The sequence below is a fragment of the Candidatus Neomarinimicrobiota bacterium genome, from assembly GCA_016784545.1.
GTDB lineage: Bacteria > Fidelibacterota > UBA8477 > UBA8477 > JABMPR01 > JABMPR01.
The window spans coordinates 1-21260 of record JADHUM010000021.1; the positions used below are offsets into that span (position 1 = coordinate 1).

The 21260-nt window shown below is 44.1% G+C and carries 12 protein-coding genes; all 12 read right to left on the reverse strand.

Annotated elements, in window-relative coordinates; translation table 11 throughout:
- Nucleotides 1-332: VTC domain-containing protein (locus ISR87_06305; GenBank protein ID MBL7025053.1), on the reverse strand; the 332-nt coding region annotated here is incomplete at its 3' end.
- A 9-nt stretch (nt 333-341) separates the two neighbouring features.
- On the reverse strand, nt 342-1388 hold the full coding sequence (locus ISR87_06310) for a hypothetical protein (protein MBL7025054.1): 1047 nt from the start codon (nt 1386-1388) through the stop codon (nt 342-344).
- 129 nt (nt 1389-1517) lie between these two features.
- Complete coding sequence (locus ISR87_06315; GenBank protein MBL7025055.1) at nt 1518-3482, reverse strand: cellulase family glycosylhydrolase; 1965 nt, start codon at nt 3480-3482, stop codon at nt 1518-1520.
- Nucleotides 3483-3505: 23 nt separating this feature from the next.
- Nucleotides 3506-4606, reverse strand: coding sequence for a family 16 glycosylhydrolase (locus ISR87_06320; protein ID MBL7025056.1), 1101 nt, complete (start codon nt 4604-4606; stop codon nt 3506-3508).
- A 7-nt stretch (nt 4607-4613) separates the two neighbouring features.
- Complete coding sequence (locus ISR87_06325) at nt 4614-6440, reverse strand: family 16 glycosylhydrolase (protein ID MBL7025057.1); 1827 nt, start codon at nt 6438-6440, stop codon at nt 4614-4616.
- Nucleotides 6441-6442: 2 nt separating this feature from the next.
- A complete protein-coding gene (locus tag ISR87_06330; GenBank protein ID MBL7025058.1) occupies nt 6443-7942 on the reverse strand; it encodes a hypothetical protein in 1500 nt (499 codons plus the stop codon).
- 18 nt (nt 7943-7960) lie between these two features.
- On the reverse strand, nt 7961-9013 hold the full coding sequence (locus ISR87_06335; protein ID MBL7025059.1) for a PorV/PorQ family protein: 1053 nt from the start codon (nt 9011-9013) through the stop codon (nt 7961-7963).
- An 11-nt stretch (nt 9014-9024) separates the two neighbouring features.
- Nucleotides 9025-12522, reverse strand: a complete 3498-nt coding sequence (locus tag ISR87_06340; protein ID MBL7025060.1) for a hypothetical protein — start codon at nt 12520-12522, stop codon at nt 9025-9027.
- Between the two features lie 9 nt (nt 12523-12531).
- Nucleotides 12532-15234: a TonB-dependent receptor gene (locus tag ISR87_06345; GenBank protein ID MBL7025061.1), complete on the reverse strand. Its 2703-nt coding sequence runs from the start codon at nt 15232-15234 to the stop codon at nt 12532-12534.
- Nucleotides 15235-15322: 88 nt separating this feature from the next.
- Nucleotides 15323-17854: a T9SS type A sorting domain-containing protein gene (locus tag ISR87_06350; protein MBL7025062.1), complete on the reverse strand. Its 2532-nt coding sequence runs from the start codon at nt 17852-17854 to the stop codon at nt 15323-15325.
- Between the two features lie 35 nt (nt 17855-17889).
- Nucleotides 17890-19497 carry a sodium/solute symporter gene (locus tag ISR87_06355; GenBank protein ID MBL7025063.1) on the reverse strand — a complete coding sequence of 536 codons (1608 nt, stop codon included), beginning with the start codon at nt 19495-19497 and terminating at the stop codon, nt 17890-17892.
- A 316-nt stretch (nt 19498-19813) separates the two neighbouring features.
- Nucleotides 19814-21259 carry a sigma-54-dependent Fis family transcriptional regulator gene (locus ISR87_06360; GenBank protein MBL7025064.1) on the reverse strand — a complete coding sequence of 482 codons (1446 nt, stop codon included), beginning with the start codon at nt 21257-21259 and terminating at the stop codon, nt 19814-19816.
- Nucleotide 21260: the final 1 nt, after the last annotated feature.

Below are 21260 nucleotides of genomic sequence, written 5' to 3' on the forward strand. Positions count from 1 at the left end.
AGGAGGTTGGCAACATCAGTATACTTAACTGGTGTTCTATCTTTGGAAATAAAGGTGTTATTTTTCCATTTTATCTCGAGAAAAACTTCACTCTCCTGGCTCACTTGGTTATAGCCACGCACGCGCAGTTTCTTACGCATCTGAAGTCCAGCATGCTTCTCGTAGTAATCCTTGAGCTCAAACGAGTCAAAATAAATAGATCTAATTTCGTAAATGTTGGATTCCTGCAAGGCTCGATGGTTATCAGCAATCACATAGGGAAGTATGGCTTTACGGATTTCATCCATTGAGTACATGGGGATGAGATATTTGTCTTCTTGACGACCAGGCATGTATGAATCCTAAAACAAGTCTTTTAACATTTGGAAAACACTCTTTGAGTAAAACTTTACGGAAGCTTCCAGCAATTGACCTGGTACCAACAAACCTTCAGCATTGTCAATTCGAATACGCACCAGAATTAATTGGTTACTGCCAACCCTTAAGATGTGGTCATCAACCTGCATTTGTTCAGGTCGCACGATCTGTTTGAAATCAGGACCAATCAGGGTCAATTGAGATGTCCATTCAACCGTGCTATGGGATCCCCCCTGGATTGGCAACATGGCTACCAGGGTATCAACTTGATCAATGCTCATGAGGGTATCCGGGGATAGTGGGAAAGATAATTTTCCAGAAAGTGGACTCACAAATGTCATCTCCATCAGCACATCCCGAGCCAGCGCTAATTTTTTTTCTTCATCGGCAATCTGCGCACGATAGACATCTAATTTCCTGGATTGGGCACCACTCAGGGCAGATCCAAGATTGGCTTCAGCGATGGAAACCCGGATGGCATCCAGTTTTTCCCGGCGCACTTCAAGGTCATATTCTTGTTGAGGTATAATCTTCCCATCCAGGAGGCTTTTTGTACGCTCCAGGATTTTTTGCTGTTCTTCCAGACGTGTTTCAGCATATGTCAGCTGGAGTCTGGCTTCTTCAATTTCAGTTGCTTTGCTGCCGGAGCGTTCAAATTCAAGAGAGGCTTTGAGCGTATTGATATTTCCTTCAAGACTTACAATTTTGTCAGCAAGTGTTGATGAGTAAATCCAGGCCAGGGTATCCCCTGCAGCCACAAACCCCTGAGATAAACCGGGATTTGCCTTATAAAGGACAAGTCCTCCCCGATCTGGCACCAAACTCCTGGAATCGAGCGTACGATTCCGCCATAAATCATTATGAAATGTGGAGTAGGAGCCATTTCCATTGGATATGACCTGGAATTGAGTGGAAGCGGTAACCACAGCTTTGAGCGAGGTTCCCTGTGGAAAAGGAACAAACATAAGTATCACAATTAATACTGACGCGATTGCGATGTAAGGGGTTGTCCGCTTGTGCTTTACAATCATCTAGATACCAAATTCCTTCAGATTAAATCGAATTAGTTTTCAAAGCATGAGACGCTGTAATCTTAACATCCATTTGCTACAATTTAAAAAACCATTGACCTCACATTGGTAACTCACAACAAACCTTGATCATGGAAGATAAATCATTTTCCTGACTTGCTGGTTGTCACCTACTGCAGCGCGATAGAGATATACACCTGCTGGAACGAACTGTCCATCAATATTTGTACCATTCCAGAAAAGATATGGGTCACTATCCTCGCCGATTTCAAAGGTCTTTACCGTGCGTCCCCTTACATCTAATATCTCCAATTTCAATGGCGTTTCGGTTTGGGTCGTCACAGGGATAGTCGTGGCACCATTGAACGGATTTGGAAAATTTTGTCCCAGCGTGAAGGCAGTCGGTACTTCAGGAAAAGTATATGCTGAATCAAGGGTAAAAACCATGGCTCTCAAGTTGGGACCTGATTCCAATATTTGTAGTTTTAATTCATGCTCACCAATGGGAATATCCAGTCCTTCGATGAGCAGGGGTGTATAGGTTGTCCAACTTCCTGTGACTGGAGTATCTTCAATCGTAATTAAGACTTCACCATCCAGGAATAATCGGAGTTTTCCAGAGTAGGATGTGCTGGCAACTTCTATGCTCAAATCATATATCCCGCCATATTCGGCAGTAAAGGTGTATTTCATCCATTCACCTTGGGTGGCCCATCCCACATTTGGGATTCCAGAAGCCTCAATTTGCAGATCAACGCCATCATTTCGGTACTGGTGACCATTATTCCAGGCAGTGTAATCATCCCAATGGACGGTTTCATACACATCATCTAAATATGCTACCCCTTGAGCACCGATGTCGTAATCGGCAGTTAGGATGGACCCGGGAATGCTGTGATCCGTGAAGGGTAGATTCTGAGAACTAAACTCAGGGCTGAACCAGGAGGCTACCACCCCAGGGCTAAAGCGACAATTCTCTGTTTTGAGGTTATCAGCCAACTCCATGAGAATTGTCAGAGAGGTGAGTGAACTGGGTTTGGGTCCTGTTCCCTGCCAATAATTTCTCAATAAGTCCCAGTTTGCCGGTCGCGAAGCTGAGTAGGGACTTGTAATGGTGTCTACTTTCTTGGTTGTCCACCAACACCACCCAATATCGTGTTCTTCGAACAATTGAACAGCATCATAAAACCAGGTATTTGAGTTTTCACCAGTTTCACTCATCCACAGAGGCACATTATTCTGACCTCTTAAATTGAGATAGCTCTGGATCGAGCCCTGGTCATTGGTGCTCCAGTATTTGTGAAAACTATAGGACATGTTGATATCAAATGGAGGAGTTAGCCCCGTAAAATCCGTTGCATACCAATTGCCTTCGATAAAAAGAATATGGTTGTTGTCCACAGCTCTTATGACATTGCGAATGCTTGAGTACAGGGAACGAAGATCCTGGGCAGTTACACCTTCGGGGAGTACAGGTTCATTGAGTAAGTCGTACCCACCTACCCAGGGTTCATCAACATAGCGTTGGGCAATGGCTTCCCAGATTTCAATAGTATGGGACTTATTGGAATCTGCGAGCCAGAGACGAGCCGTACCATCGCTGTCGCTAATAGGACCATGGTTCTGTCCTCCAGGTGCACAGTGCATATCCAATACCACATATATCCCAACATCAGCACACCAGGCGATCAAGGAATCAGTAACTTCAAAGCCCCAATCGCTCCATACGCCACGTGCTGGTGAGAACATATTATAGTGAAAGGGCATGCGAATATGATCGAATCCCCATTCAGCCAACTCAGCTATATCCTCTCGGGTCACATAGTTCTCGTGGTAGGCTGCATAAAATTGATCAGCCCCTGCCTCCCCTACCACATCGATAATATCATTTCTAATGGTTGTTGGAGATTGGGAAATGGTATGCAGCATATATCCCTCTGGAACCAGCCAGCCGCCCAGCCCCATGCCTCGCATGAGGGCAGGAATCCCCTCTGCATCTACAATATTGCGACCTTCGGCATGGATAAAAGCCTCAAGAGATACAGAGCTCAACACCATTATCAATAGCAATAAATTTTTCTTTAGAGTGCGCATAAACCTTTGATCATCCAAAAATATTATTTTAGCAGGATAACTTTCTGACTGCCCTGCTGACTCTCCGAACTTACCTGAATTATATAGGTCCCACTTGCCAGTGATACACCAGCCTGATCCCGCCCATCCCAACGAATTATCTGACGACTACGATCATTCCCATTCAACAAAGATTGGTGCATTAAATTGCCTAAAGTATCATATATGGATACTGTTAAATCAATGGATGCTGGTGTTTCCAGGGAGAGTTGAACTTCCCCATTGAAAGGATTTGGGTAGGCCGGCGACAGGTAGAAATCTGTGGGACTGGCACTCCGATCCTCATCTACTGATAAGGCAGGTCCATCATATCCTGTATTGGTTGGAGTGGTCATGCATAATACCAAAAATCCACCATTAAATACAGCGTTGGCAGGTGTGAAATCGACGTTATTCCCATCCCAGGTATGGGTCGCTTTCTGCCAGCGCGATGTGTCCCAATAATCAAAGTCATCCACCCAAAGTGGGGTAAAATCATTATTGGTCCCTACGGATCCATTGCCTGGATCATAGGCAGAATAGGATACCCAGTCGTAAAATGCATAAACTGGCAAGATATCGGGATTAAATGACCCTGCCCAGGTTGTGTTTGAAGGTTGCCAGATATTCATCATAATTTTCTGAGCATGATACACCGAATCTGCTCGCTCGCCGGACACAGTACGTATGAGTCGATCACCTTCATACCAACGAATAGCATCTGGTGTCCATTCAAAGGCATAGGTGTTAAAATCCAGATGGGGATTTACGCTGAGAAACACTTCAGACGCACTTCCCCATTCGTTCTGTATAATGACATTGGTCGATACTTTATTGTTGAGTTTGCCCATCCATTCCAGGTCAATTTCGTTCCAATGCTGTGTTCCGCTTAGTCCTTCTGCATGATAGTCTCTATAAGTGAAAAAGGAGCTCACAACGCCATGACCTGCCGCTGACTGCATTCTAACTTCAAAGCGACCGTACAAAAAACTTTCAAAGGTCCTGTACTCTGCCCCCCGGTACAGTTTTGCATAGCTTGTCACTGAGAGTAGCAGCAATAAACCTGTGGTAAAAAATCGGATTTTAGGGACAATTCTTATGGACATAAGGCTCTCATTTCAGCAATAATATTTTTCTGTTTTGTTGGAAATTGTCGGTTGAAAATCGAACGAAATAAACGCCACTGGCAAGATCACTGCTCTGCAGGAGGATTTGATAATCCCCTGGCGTATACATTTGAGAAGCTAAGGTTTTTACTTCAGCCCCTCTCAAATCATATAGTGAAATTTTGACCTCAGCCGTTTCGGGTATTGAAAATTCCAGACGGGTTGTATCATTAAATGGATTGGGGAAAATTTTTGTCAATTCATATTGTTGAGGGTGCGCTGGCATATCCATCCCAACCCAATAGCTGCCATCAATTTGAATGGCATTCAATAGTGGACCTGCATAGGCATAGGATTCACCATAGATGGTGGCTGCACCCACGATATCCAGGGTTCCATCAGTTATTTCCCAGCCAGTGAGTGTGACAGTATGGATACCATTATTCCCAGATTCTGCATAGACATCCAACTCAGCTACAACCAGGGAATCTTCCACAAATAGCTCGAATACCCGCTGCCCTGCGCCTGTATAATAGTGTTCGGCAAAATGGAGCTGAATATCAAAGACTCCAGGTGAAAGTCGAACATGATAGCGAGAGTATCGATTGAGTGAGGTTGCCATGACCGAATCCAGGTCGGTGCCTTCAAGATCGGGGTAATTATGTGCAGTCTGATAATTACCTCCATCATGACCATATTCCACCTCTGTGGACCACCATTGGTCAGGCAGGAATCCATTTGCACCAGGTCCAGCGCAATCAATATTGATGGGCAGTTCCAGGGGAGTCGGCATGATGATGGATGAAAAGGTAACGGCCTGTGAGTTGCCATTGACGGATTGATCCAGAACATTCTGGGCATATACAGTCGCTGAAGAACTAATATCCAATCCCTCAAGACTCAACTCAACGGTCCGTTGGTCTTCATTTAAAACAACCGAACTAATGGGGTAATTGGGTATGGAAAAGATTGTGGATTGACTGGTGTGCTCTACATCCAATTCTTTATTAAATCTAACGATAACTGAATCTGAGTTATGAGCCCTGGCCCACAAAATAGACGGGGCATTCGTATCATTGTAGCCCTCGTACCCTGGCCGGGTAAGGCAAAGTATCATATAGCCATCTTGATAAACAATATTTTCATCCATGAGAACTGAATTGTTCCCATTCCAGGTATGGTTATCACTTTTTTCCCATAATGAATCGGTGTAGGCGTCAAAATTATCAGTCCAAAGTGGGGAGAAATTAGAATCGGTACCCACACTACCCGTTCCTGGTGTATAGTCTGCGCAGGATACCCAATCGTAATAGGCGTACCTGGGCATGGTGCTGGGATCAATAAATCCAACCCAATCTGTATAGGAAGGCGTCCAGATATTCATCATGAGCTTGGCGGATTGGGAAAGTGTTGAGATATGCTCCCCAGTCTGTCGATAGAACTCCTCACCATCAATAAACCAGGCGACATAGTCAGGGGTCCATTCAAATGCGTAATTGTGAAAGCCTATGTGTGGATTAAAATTTATAGGGTGTTGTCTCAGATGTGAGCCTCGTTCATCGATGACATTCACATCAACATTATCAGCCCAGCGACCCAAAACTTCAAAATCGATTTCACACCAATCCGTTTCCGGGAAGGAATCATTATAAGTAAAAAAGCTGGCCAGGAAGCCTTCCCCCTGTGGGGATTTCAGACGCGTTTCAAAACGTCCGTATTGAAAATACTCGTGGGTTCTTAACTCAGCCCCACTGTAGAATTGTGCATGACCGCTACTCATTACAATGAATGAGGTAAGCAGGAGAAGTAAATATTTTGTGTGGTGTCGAAACATAGCTAGTCCTCCATTTTCCTACCATAATTCAATTTATTATCCGTTGTGAGCCGCGGAAAAGCCGGTACACTGAGTGGGAAGGGCACATTGCGGTTACTCACCACCATGGGGATGTTACTCAACTCTATATCCTCGAACATATCCGTGTCGATGCGAATAACATCTGAATACTTGTTTTGAAGTGAATCTATATAAGGATTCATATAGGTTTCCAGAATTTCAATTTCACTGAGCACCAATGAGTCAGATAGACCGCCCATAACGGATCTAAGATAATCATTACGGCTCTGGCGACTCACATAGTGATCTTCCCACATCTGTGAGGCTTGGACCACGTTCGGAACTCGATCATAACCAAGATCATAAGCCTTCTGTGCGAGATAGTAGTCCCGTACCATGTCAGCCATGGCAAATTTCAACTGCTCAGGGAATTCTCTGTGGGACATTTTCTTATTTCTGAAGACCAGAGGATGCTTTTTCAGGTAGGCTTCAAACCTGTCTACAGTCCAAATATCCCCACTTACATCAAATAAAACGGCATCACCTGGAATGCCACCAGGAAGATCGTTAAGGGATTCGGTAAATACCTGTTCCTCGGCATTCCACACTGCTCGATTGAGCATTTTCTTTTTTTCTTCAGGGGATCTTAAATACAGTTCTGCAGTTCTTGTGGAATAAGATTTGAATACTTCTCGATTGAGATTCATTTCTTTCTCTGCCATGATAGCGCCAACATAACGTTTGTAGATGCCATCTGCAGCACTTTCAACGAGACGGGTATGTACATCCTCCCATTGTTGCATTTTGGCTGCTTCAGTCACAGCGGGTCTATCCACCCAGCTTTTTAACTTGATGGCGATATAACTTTGATCTTCCAGGGCAAAGGGTCCGATCACAGCACCCTTTTGATGATGGGCATTAAAAATGGCGGACCTGATATTTTGATCTTCCCTGTCAAACCAGGTCAGAGTCCTTTCAGGGATGCTATCTGAACCAGCCAATGTCTTGGAAAGTGTCTCAAAATCATAACCATCAGCGGTGGCTGTATTCCAGGAGTTAGCAGTATTAGAATCTGGTAAACTCACAAATTGAATTGTATAGGTTCTGCTGGCCAGACGATTGGCAAGTTTCAACTCTGTAGTATCAATCTCAACCTTGCTAAAGGCCTGTTCTTTATAGAGCCACTGTCTCATGGTCTGTTCTTTGCGACCATCCATATACGCTCTAAAATCGGCATCAGCCTTGATGGGCGAGTCCGGGTATTCCAGAGCCAGTAGTTTTTCGGAGATGAGACTGTTCAATATGATCTTGCGATGGATATAATTGGTACCGCTACAGTAATCGGGACGAATGGTGTATTCTGAGCGGCGCATGAAGTCCTGATTTGTAATAACACGATCACCCACTTTTGCCAGGATTTCACCTACTGGAGGAGTTTCTGATTCGCAGCTTACTAAAAGCAATAAAGCCACCCCAATAGTTGCAATCAGGGTGGCTTTCATTGATGGACAATTCATGTGTTAGAAGGTCAGGCCAAGTGTATAAGCGTGAGTCCTCCCCATGATTCCTGCTTCTTTAAAAGCGTAATCAACTTTTACGGACCGATTCCCCATGGCAAAGAGTTCAATCCCTCCACCGGCGGTCAATCCAAATTCAGTCTCATCCATATAGAGAGCCTTATAGCCACCCCGGAGATAAAATTTACCGGCATTGGATATCTTGAGGGCATATTCTGCACCCATGTTGATTGATTCGGAATTGTTGTTGGGATGGAGAGCATCAACAGCCAGGGTTAAGGAGCTGAAACGGTTCTGAATAGGTTTGTAAGACAGTCCAATTCTGAACATCAAGGGGAGCTCCCAGGCCTGGGTTCTATACTGACCAATTACATCTCCATAGTTGCCGGTCTCATCGGGGGAAATGTCAATGGGCTGGACAAGGTCGATACCATCATATTGCATGCGACTACCATAATTGGAAATACTCATACCAATATCAAGACCACTCCCCTTCTCACCACTTGGTGAAAAGAACATGGTTTTGACTATCACACCAAGGTCGATGGCAAACGCAGAGGCACTCTCATGCCAGATCTGGGAATTGATCATTTTAGCCGTAGCACCAAAGGAGAACCAATTGGCTATTTTCCTGGCATAAGAGAGGCCCACTGCGAAATCATTAGCTGTAAAAAATTCACCGGTTCCATCCTGGTTAGCCAGATTGGTCACCTGCATTTCACCGTAACCAACCTGGGTCAGGGATATTGCAAGTGTTCCGACACCTGGCATGACAACTGCACCACTGGCGAATATAGTATTAATGTCTACCAACCAGGGCTGGTACATAAGGGAGAAGGAACTCCGATCCAGGTAGGCAACGCTGGCTGGATTCCAATATACAGAACTCAAGTCACCGGTGACGGCGACATAAGCTTCACCCATGGCTGACGGTGCACTGCCCATTCCTATTTCCAGGAAACTGGCAGCTGTGGAACCATAACGGTTAATTTGTTCACCAAAACCTGTAGATACAGTGATAAGGATAATGGCCAGAAAGATTGCGGTACGTTTCATTTCAAGCCTCCTTATTTGATAACGGCAAATTTGCCGGTTCTGGTTTCGTGGGCATCAGGGCCCGTTGCTTCAATGTGATAGAGATACATACCGGCTGCAATTTCCAGCCCCTCCCTGGTTAACATATCCCAGTGAACAATCCCGTTCTCCGGATCTGCGTTGTCGACTTCAATGCGATCCACAAGGGTTCCACTCACTGTGAAAATATTGATAACACACTCAGCGGGGATATGAGTGAACATTAATTTTCTGCGTTGGTTTAGAAATGGGTTGGCGACTGCCGTCTCCATCATATTTGTTACAATATATGGATTAGGTACAACCTGAATACTGTCCATCTTGGTGGCAAGACTAACCAGATCAAGAGCTTCAGTGCTATTTACCGTGAACCGCAGGGAATCTGTTTCCCAGAAGGGCCTATCAAATTTGATTTGATAAACATCATCTGGTTCAGGGAATGTATTCGCTGTCACAAACTTGAAGTTGATCTCAAAAGCGGTGGCCTTCCAGCGATCGCGATCCTGAACACCAACAAGGATCTTATCATCAAAGATGTTGAATTCACCATCGTCATTAAGATCGATAGCAACCATGTCAAATTTTTCATGGGAATTATTGCTATCAACAAAACTTGTATTGAGGACATAAAAGCTAAAGGGCTCCTGCCAGAGGACATCCAGGCCTGAGGTTCCATCAACATCTCGTACAGTACCTCCACGGGCAATACCCACATAGGCAGAGTCATCATTGGTAAAGATGATATCATAATCCCATGCTAATAACCGAGATTCAAGTACGGAAGGAATAATGTTTATCAGACCATTTCCAGTGAGCCAGCCTGAACGAGAATAGCTATACTCAGGTTCCAGTACGCCTGGATCAATTTCAAGCTGCAGGCCGTCAAATACATCTGTGGTTACCCCATCAGGATTGATGGTCACGAAGTCTGAATATCCTTGCCCGACCAGGAGAGAATCTCCCTCGATACTGCGGATATTTTTACCGGAGAAGTGATCTACATTTTCACTATACACCAACCTGCTACTATCGGTTTCATCCAGGACGGAGAAACCGCTGGTAGAATAAAAGATCCCATGCTCATAGCTACTCAGCTGTTTTATCGTATCTATTTCAAAAGTAACAATGTAGGTATGATTCTCCTTGAGTGATGTATTGGACAGGATTTGTGGGGTAACCGAGCCCGTGCCAAACAAATTGTCAGGTTCTTCAACAGTAAGATCTGGCTGAACGAATCCCGCTGCAGTTTGTCTTGGCGTTATAATGGCAACATTCTTACCGTATGAGCGCACTTCTTCTGCTTCATCCAATTCAATGACTGCATTATTCTCAGAGGGAGAAATTCCAGGACCAATATCAGGTGCACCATAGTCATATGCCACAACAGCATAGTAGTAAGTACGACCATTCTGCACACTATTATCTATATATCGGTGTGATAATCCTGTTTCAGATCCAAGGTAGTAGGCAGTTCCGTTCAAAAGACCGAAATCTGTAAAGCCCTGTTTTCCGTCTTTCAAATCACATTGGAAAATAGATGTTTTAAAGGTGGGCTGACCAAAACCATCTGTGATAATTTCTGGATCAGCGAGGAATTTATCTGTAGAACGATATATTTTATATCCTTCAAAATCATTGGCATTACCCACAAAAGGATCACGTGTACGCGTATCTGCGATATCATCCCAGGTCAGGATGACTCGGCCATCAGACGGCGTGGCTGTAAGGGTTGGCATTTTTGGTGGCTGGGCGAAGCGGTAATCTTTTTCATAGATTACCTGAACAATTTTCTTGAGTTCATATAATGCAGGTGCCCTGTGATCCACATCATTCAGTCCATCAAGATCATCAAAGGAATGCAACTCACTCATTGATATGCGCTCAGTTAATCCCTGTTGTAAGGGAAATGGACCAGAAGCAAACACTTCAATTAAGTTTGATGTATTGGTAGTGTATTCCTCCAGAGTATCAGACGCAATGAGGTTCCACATGGCCTGGTCATTCTTAAACCAGGTTGTGGTGTTTGATATGGAGTGGCTGGGTACTGGGAACATCTGAAAAGCAGTTAACCCCACCATGTCAGATTCAGAGACATCGGTAAAGTTAAAGTTTGGTTCGCAACCTTCACCTTCCATGAATGAAGGCATATGGTCACATTCACCCAAATCTGGACCGTAATAGTTTAATTCACCAGGTCCTACCCCATCCAGTCCAACATCATCTCCAAAATATTCGGTTAGCTGGTAGATGCCATCACCATTGGCATCAAATCCATCTTCCCAATCCTGATCTTCATCAGCATCCCAGTGATCACGAAGATCTGATTCTGCCAAATTATAAAAATCCAAGAATTTTGTAAGATCATCAATACCATCATATGGACCGATAATAGAACCAGGAACATTATCTCGTTCTTCATTCAAGAGACCATCGTCATCGTTGTCAATGAAATCATTGGGAACGCCAGGACTTTCCAAATAGGCAAAACCCATGGTACCGGTCTTGACATTTCCGACGCCACGACCACTCACATCCCAGGAATAGGACATATCCAGTTCATCATCGAAATAACCTTTCTCATCATCACCATCAGATGCACCGACAGCACTGTGGCCGATGGCATTGTCAACCCAGTAACCGAAAGCCACTTCCAGCAGGTCATAGTCTGAGGTATTGGCAATGGTGTATTCCCAAAAAATAGCATCACGAGCCTGAGGGTTATTCCACTGGAATCCCCGCTGGGCAACTCGCAAACCTAATCCGCCCCAGGGAGCACCAGGTTGCTGAGTTGCTGTACTCTGAATCACTTTGCCAGGTCTGGGAAAATATTTCACCTGATCTTCCAGCCCCAGGTATTCCTGGTCCTGTGCATCATTGACCACAAAATAGGCTTCCATGTCAGCATAGATTACACCACGACCAAAACGGCCATTCCATTCACCAGGCCATTTTGTGTTGAGTCCAACTGAGGGCCAGCCAGCAGTCGGCCAGGATTCTTCGAGATGACTCATGGCAGGATATTCACTGGTTAAGTTGGAATATCCTTCCACAGGATATAGACCCCACTCCACATCACCTAGAAGGTTTCTATCCATTTCCTCGCGATAACTGGTTTGGAGATAATAAAGGGTGTGATGGTCTTTGGTGACCACTTGAGCCCAATCTGTCAAGGGAACGGTGTCTATAGCTGCATCAGTATCTTCGATATATACTTTTGCACCGAGAAGCAGCCCGATTCCATCAACCATTTTTGAACCAGTTGAGTTATTTGGCCAACGAGAAACATTGGGTTTCTGCCAGGCTGAAAGTTCAGTGGTATTCTGGAAGTACATCAGGACCCGATTACCGGTCATGTAGCCTTCCCGTTCAAATTCAGGATCCCCGGCTGGATCAATCGGTCCAACATAAGGGCGACCCTGGGCCAGGAGCGTACTGGTTCCCAGAGCAAGGGAAGCAATTAATAGTAACAGGAGATATGGACGAATTCTCATTACATCCTCCTAAAAGGTGAGGCCAACGCCAAGTTTGATCTGGCGGGGGGCACTAAAGGCTGAAGGGTCTTGGTAAAGTTCACTATACTCGAAAAAGTCTTCTTTAAAATTAGACAGATCAGCATCAGTGACAATGGCAGTATAGGCACGTCCTGTTTCGCCATTCACCCAATTTTCATTTAAACGATCGAACAGATTATAAATTGACAGGTCAAATTTGAGATCCATTCCTCTCAGGAGTGACATTCTATAATAGGCTGTCAGATCGGCGTGATAACGAATGGGACGGTAATCGTTATTGGGGTAAAGATTTACACGAGCCAGAATACTTTCACCTTGTGGGGAGAAGGTATAAGGAGCTCCAGAATTGAAATATCCAGTAATAGATAGTCCATAGTTTGGTCCAACATAGCCAAGGGTTCCGTTGAGAGTATGGCGTTGATCCCAGCTCATGGGAATAAATTTGTTTACTGGATCCTGACTGGAACCAGCCCGATCAAATGCCTGCTGTGGAGAATCAGCGTTTCCACGGGTATACTGAAGCGTATAGTTCAACCAGATGTTGATTGGATTCTTAAAGACATCAAACTTGACTTCCAGACCACGAACATTGCCGTAATCCTTGTTGGTGTACTGACCATATTCTATTTGATTATATGTGCTTATTATCTTTGTACTTAACAAGTTGTAGATGTCCTTGTAGAAGAGAGATACTTCCAAGCCCATACCAGGTCCAACTTCCTGCCACAGACCGATTTCATAGGCTACTGTTTTTTCAGCTTCAAGATTTGAATTTCCTGTGGTAGTGGCATAATCACTTGGTGCCACCAGGAAAGATCCATTTTGATACATGGCATACATGGGTGGCAGCTGGAAAAAGTGACCATAGCTAAAGTGCAGTATGGCTGCACTACCCAATTGATAGGCAAGACCTATTCTTGGACTGAATTGAGAGGTTGTGGGTGTCTCTGGGTAGGTAGAAATACGCGTGCTATCATTCTCAAAATTTAGTTGATTGGCTGGATTGCGCAGATCACTTGGATAGGTTGTGGCCGGGTCAAACCAATCGTATCGAAAACCATAATTGATGACCATCTCATCATATTCCATTTTGTCTTGAATATATCCGGCAAAATCAGATGGTTTCACCGTATAGACATCAGCGTAAACAGAATTGTCACCATAAATAATTGGTTCATACAGCATGGTTGCTAATTCTGTACCTTCATGAACGTTGCGGATGCTATACCATTGATTGGTGAGTTCATGCTGAACAAAATTGAGACCTGTCTTGATATTGTGATGGGAGTTAATCTGCCAGGTCATGTCTAATTTGATACCATTGTCAACCATCCAGCGCTCACTATGGTCCTTGTTTTGACCACCCGTGTTAACCCCAACACCATAACTATTTGAATAGACATCATTTACATACTTGTCGCTCAATGGATCTTTATATAAATAGTTGCCATTATAGGTGTCTGTAGAGGACAACTTTAACTCATAGAAAAGGCTGTTGGTAAGTAGGTGATTCAGTTGAAATACTGAGAAATTGGATTGACGGTAGCTGCTGGCCATCCCATGAGGATTATAACGTGACCCATGATCGTAGCCATCCCAGCGATCATTATTGATGGAGTGCATGAGTGAAAACTTGATACCACCATTGAGCTTAAAAACCAATTTCCCGAGAAAGGACCGATTCAATGAACCATTCATTGGTACCAGGACACTATCCCCTGTAGCCTGGGTGATCCAATTGGCGCTGGTGTCCGGCGTATAATCACTGTAGTCATCTACACTGTAACGTGAGATGCCATTGAGGTGATTGCGATTGTTTTGATAACGTGTATTTACGAAAAAGGTGATCTTATCACCAAGTACAGGACCGCTCAGTTGAAATTTGTAGTCTTCGTTCTGGTTTGCGTAAATGGAATCAATGCCCTTAAATATATGATTGTTCCCCGTCATATAATTGGCCATTCCAGTATAGAATGAGCCATGAAATTCTTTGCCGCCGTCTTTGGTAACCGCGTTAACCACACCACTCATGGCGCGGCCGTATTCAGCGTTAAATGTGCCTGTAATAACTTCCAGATCACTGATGGATTCTGGCTCAATCTCAACCGAGGCTGAACCACCGCCAAAACTCTCATCAACGGGGATACCATCAATGAGGTATGAAACTTCTGTTGAACGGCCACCTCTGAAGTGACCATCTACCACACCGGCCTGCATATTTACAACTGCTCCCAGACTTTCAACCGGTAAAATGTCCAACTGCTCTGATGAAATATTCTTGATGGTACCTGTCTGATCCTTTTTCATGGCCATGCGTGCAACTTCAACCACAACAACTTCACCGGTAATAGTTGCAGTCTTCATTCTCACATCGACTGGTACGGTTCTGTTTATTGAAACCGCAATACCCTCAACGATAACAGGGGCATAACCAATCATATCCACCCGCAGATCATAGTGCCCTGGGCTGATATTGAGGATGTAATATCTTCCTTCAATATCTGCAGCTGCACCCATTTGGGTGTCCAGCAATATGACGTTGGCGCCGGGGAGCGATTCACCAGTCACATCATCAATAATGGTTCCGGCAATTTTTCCCGTTGTTTGAGCCTGGAGGCCGCCAACAAGTAGGAGTGACAATCCAGTGATTGTCAATATTCTGCGATGGAGTTTACCTAAGTCAAATTTCATCATCATATACCACTTTGCTAAGTGAAGGGGGAAAGGACTTTTTTTGTCCCTTCCCCCCACAGTTTATAACTCTATATCAACAACAATCTTATTTCATTAAGATCATTTTGTGCGTGCTAGTATAGTTACCAGCTTCCAGGCGGTACATATAAATACCTGAAGCGAGTGCTCCAGCCTGGAATTGAATCTCATGAGCGCCAGCCTGCTGAACATCGTTCACCAGAACCATTACTTCCTGACCCAAAACATTATATACAGTCAATTTTACAAGTTCGGATTGGCCGATTTCATAATTGATGATTGTACTTGGGTTGAAAGGATTAGGATAGTTTTTGCTCAATCCATATGTAGCAGGTGTCTCGACATCATCGATTGCAGTACCACCTGCACCAATAAATGAATATGACCATACAGCAGTTGTCTGCCAGGCGTTATCAGTATTGGTTGGTGAGCTCATGACGTTGCCTTCCCAGGCACTACCGTCATTATCATGGATAACAGGTTCCATAATTATACGATCGCCTTCAACGGGAGTATAGCGTGCATCAGTGAAGCCACTGGCTGTTGCCAGGGAGTCTAAGGAAACCTTAGCTTCGAAGACATAATCAGGATTGAAACCTTCAAAATAGTAGTTTCCATCGCCTGTAACTGACATGGTCAGCTGACCATCAACGTCACGAACCAGGGTCTGATCACTGAAAACCAATTTGTAGTCTGGTTTGTCTCCGCGATACATGGCATTGTGTCTTGGACCTGACTGGTCATACAGGCCAAAGAAGAGCTCAAAGGCATCCATATCCCACCAGTTGCCTTCACCTACATAGCCATTATAGACATTGTCTGTCACTTCTCCGGCTATATACATGAAATCATCATCCATGGCAATATAGAGGTTTGCTGATGCATCATCATTGTTGTCTACAGCACCCCAGATAGCTGAAATACCCCATGAGTTAGGATCTCCAATAAAGAAAGGAGTAACATCTGCCCATTCATCCAGAAAACCATCAGCAACAAAGTTTGCTGGTGCATCCAATGAAATAGTTGGGATTCCAAGAGCTGTGTTGGAGTATGAACTTGGTGATAAACCTGGCTCGCTTGTGTTTGCAGAGGCATCTGTACAGGTTACAGCATAGTAATAATCAACAGCTGCATCGTCAGTCGCTGTATACAGGTAATGAACGACACTTGGTGCACCTTCAAGATGGCCTGCTTTAAGAACATCTACGGCAGGATCTTCAAGATCAGTGATTGGAGACATGCTGGCGTAGACGGTATACGTTTCACCTTCTTCACCAGGAACATCTTCCCAGGTTACCAGATTGTAGTTGGTACCAGGTAAGGCACTGACATTAGCTGGTGGTGGTGGAGCTGTAGTATCAATGTTACCCATATTCATGAAATACAGATCATCAAAGGCATAATTAACATTGGAACCATCCCAGCGAGTAGCTACTAATACAGCACTCACTTGAACTGTTCCTTCTGGCATTACCATTGTTGTAGTGTACATCTCATAATCTGTAGTTGTCTCAAATAAGACATCACCAGTTGAATTGAGAATGGTGCCACCACCATCTTTGGCTTCAATCTTATATCCACCGAAAGCACCTTCACCAGGAGTTTCAGAGATATTTTTGATGTAACCACCCAATTCCCAGGTTTCACCCTGAGAAGCGGGAATAGAGTCTTCTGAATAGAAAACGGCCCATGCAGCACCATTCTCAGTACCCAGTTCAGCAAACTTCTCGCCTGTGCGAGCAATTCCAGCGTCAGAGACAATGCGTGCATGTGCAGCGCCATCACCGGCGTGTGCAACACCCCAACCAAAATGGTCGTCCTGTTCATCAGCAGATTCAAAGCCACCGTTGGTCAGTTTGTTTTGTGAACCAGTCAGTCTGAAATCATCAAAAATCACGGAACCAGTAACCACATCACCAACTCCACTACCACTAACTGAGAACTCAAGAGCATAGCCTTTGATGCGATCTTTATCCAACTGGAGGTTTCCAGGAGAACCTGACCAACCTGTGTGGGTAAAACCGGCATTGTCCCATGAATCAGTACCTTCAAGCAGCATGTTTATGGTGTGCCAGCCTGGTGCATCATCCAGGATATAACTGAATGAATACCAGAATTCGCCCAGATCACTATAACTGGAGTCAGTGATATCACCATAATCGAGAAGATTAAGTCTCAGGTGAACCCGACCCAGAGAATCCTGGGGAACGATATTATAGTAAGAGAAAGTGAGACTATCATATAAAGACCAATCATAAACTCCTGTACTCAGGGTATCTGGATAACGATGCTGGATTTTTGTGTATCCTCCCCAACCTTCAGAATTATGAATGCTATAGTCTACTCTCATTGCTGCGGTACCTTCCAAAACGTTGTCGGTAACGTAGCTGGTTTCAATCCAGCCAAGAGCTGGATCGGCGTTGGTGCTAATAGCATAGTGAGCAGCGGGATTATCAGCTGACCCACCCTCTGTCACTGGATCAAACCATTCCCAATAGTTGGTGTCAGCGGCAGCAACATCAAAATTATTGATGACCTGTGCATGACCCACAACCATGAGGAGCATAAGAACCATGCTAAAACGTAACACTGTCTTCATTGTGTAACCTCCTTGTGTTGTTGTATCTTCATATATTATGCAAATCTTATCCAAAGGGCAAGAATGGCAACGACTAACACTATTGATGCGACAATATTATTTCTATTCCACTTGGCGTCCTGAACATCCATTCTACGACTGAGATCAGTCTGCATCTCAGATGCAGTGGCCATGGTGAGACCTGATATCTGACGTTTGTTCGGTGCTTCAGTAAACAAGCTCACCGTCACGACCACACCAACGGATACCAGGAACAGGAATATGGCAAAGTGTAAAAAATTCATTGTGGCGAACCAATCAAAGCTCCCCAGAGAAGTGCCGGATTTAACCATAATTTCGAGAATAAAGCGCAAGGCTCCCAAAACAGCACCAACTCCCAAAGCGGATATGGCACCTTGTGAATTAGCGCGACTCCAGAAGATGCCCAGTATAAATACTGCAGCAATGGGTGGACTGATATAGGCCTGGACACTTTGCAGATAAACAAATAACTGACCACTCAACATGGTAATGAGTGGAACTGACAGAACACCTAGTACAACCATCACTGTGGTGGCCAATCGACCCACCAGGACCAGCTCTACTTCAGAGGAGTCAGGTCTAAAATTTTTATAAAAATCAATGGTGAATAAAGTTGAGGTACTATTAAAGACACTGGCCAGTGATGACATCAAGGCTGCCAGCAAACTGGCAATGACAATACCCTTGACCCCTGAAGGCAGCAAATAACTGGTGACCAGAGTAGGATAGGCCTCATCCCCTGTGGTGCCAAAAAGAGCAGCAGCAATCAGTCCAGGAAGTACCAGAATGAATACTGGTAAAATTTTAAGGAAGCCTGCAAGAATGGCTCCTGATCGTGCATGATTTATATTTTTTGCACTGAGGACTCGCTGGACAATGAATTGATCAGTACACCAATACCAGACTCCCAGAATAGGAGCCCCGAATATGATTCCAGTCCATGGAAAATCCGGATGATCAAAGGCTTTAAACATCTCAAAGTATTCTGGTGGCAGTTTGGCTTGCAGGCCAGTAAAGCCACCTACCTCGTTTAAGCCGAGTAATGTCAGGGCGATTGCTCCACCAATCAGGATAACAGCCTGAACCAGCTCGGTGTAGATGACAGCGCTTAATCCACCAGCTATGGTATAAATTCCAGTCACGATGATCAGCACGATGGCTGAGGTCATCATGTCCCAACCCAAAATTTTGTTTAACAACAATCCACCAGCAAACAGGGTCACTGAGATTTTGGTAATGACATAGGCAATTATGGAAACAGAAGTAAGATACATGCGACTGGCCTTGCCATAACGTCTTTCCAGGAACTCAGGCATGGTAAAAACACCTGATTTCAAATAGAACGGGACAAAAATCCATCCCAGAAACAGGACCATAAAAGCGGCCAGCCACTCAAAATGCCCAACAGCCAATCCACTGCTTGAACCGGTTCCAGCTAAACCAATAAAATGTTCACTTGATATGTTCGAAGCGAAAAGGGAAGCACCAATGGCAATCCAGCCGACATTTCTTCCAGCGAGGAAATATTCCGTGCTATCATTCGTTCTTCGGGAAAAATATATCCCTATTCCAATAACCAGGAGGAAGTACAGAATGATGACAGCGAAATCAAGTCCGCTCATGCATGACCTGTAGAACATTTGATAATTTGATCAATAATTTTCATTACTTACTTATTTATTAGTCAAATACTAGACCAGTCATGCCGATTCCTTCCCATCCCAGCTAGCCAGACCTGAAAATTGAAAAAAATGAAGGGCTCTTATTTGATGTGAAGTTGTTTGTATAACAGGGGTTTACAAATGAATCTCCAGTTATTAAAAACGAAAATATTAACTGAAATAATTATGGTGAGGGAGTGAGGTATCCTTATTCGGCGTGGATTTTGGTTATTATAGGAATAATAATGTTATTATAATGATAATACTGGGGAAGGTTTTATTTCAAGCCGAGTTCTTTGCACATCCGGTGAAAATTTGGGGGCGCTAATCCGAGCTTACCCGCTGCCTCTGTATCGGTGCGACTGTGCAAACGGACAAACTCAAAATACTGTTTCCTGAAATTTTGTTCAACATCCTTGAGAGGCATGATATTCTCTATTGAAAAGACTGGATTTGCCAATCCAACTACCGAATCCTGTGCCTGAACATCCATGGCAAGTTCAACGACCTCCCGGGTGATGGTATCACTGCTTAAGATCACAAGTCTCTGGGTCACATTTTTCAGCTGACGAACATTTCCTGGCCAATGAAATTGTTCAAGTAAACTCCAGGCATCATCGGTAATAGTTGGCAGAACAATGCTTAAGTCCGTGCAATGGTGACCCACAAAATAATCCACAAGCGTGCGAACATCTTCTTTGCGCTCTTTTAGTGAAGGTGCCTGAATATTGAGGATGTTCAAACGATAATAAAGATCTTCACGAAATAGATTCTTCTTCATCAGATCCTTAAGATTTTTATTGGTGGCTGCAATCACTCGCACATCAACATTATGACTCTTTTTCCTACCAATTTTATCCATCTCTCCTGTTTCGAGGACGCGCAATAATTTGGCCTGGGCCAGATAGGGTAACTCAGAAATTTCATCCAGAAATATGGTTCCATTGTTGGCCTGCTCAAATAAGCCTAATTTATCTTCTTTGGCTCCAGTAAAGGCTCCTTTTATAAATCCAAAGAGCTCACTTTCAATAAGTTCATCTGGTATGGCAGCACAGTTTACCGTGACAAAATTTTCATAGCGGCGACTGCTCTGATAATGGATGTTTCTTGCTATCAACTCCTTTCCGGTCCCTGACTCACCAATGACCAGTACATTGGCGTGGGTCGCAGCATACTTGGCAATGCGTTCTCTCACGGCTAGAATACTTTCGGATTCTCCAAGCATGGGCCGTTCCTGGACTATTCTGGCAATTTTTTTATCCAGACGACTCTGGGATTGCATGCGCTCATTCTCAAGCTGCTTTTTCTCAGCCGCATTCATGATGGTCAGGATGAAGTCAGTAGGCTGATAGATAAAATCCTCAATATCGGAAGGATATTTAGTTCCGAACCAGTAGGCACCACTTTCAATCAATTGATTGGCAAAATGCAAGTCAGTCTGGTTGATGGTCATCTTGGTGATGACAATAATCTGAATGCTTGGATCGACCTTTTTCAGTCGTTTGATGAGTCTTTCACCATACAAACCGCCTGATATCTGATAATCCAGAATAGCAACATCATAGGGTCCCTTTTGTTCAAGGGTCTGGATAGCATCTTCACCTGTTGAAACAATATCTTGAATACAAATTCTTTCCCGATGTGGGGCGATGGTGTTTTTTATTCGGCGAACATCAAACTCTTCATCTTCAATTAAGAGCACTTTTATTTGATCATGTTCCATA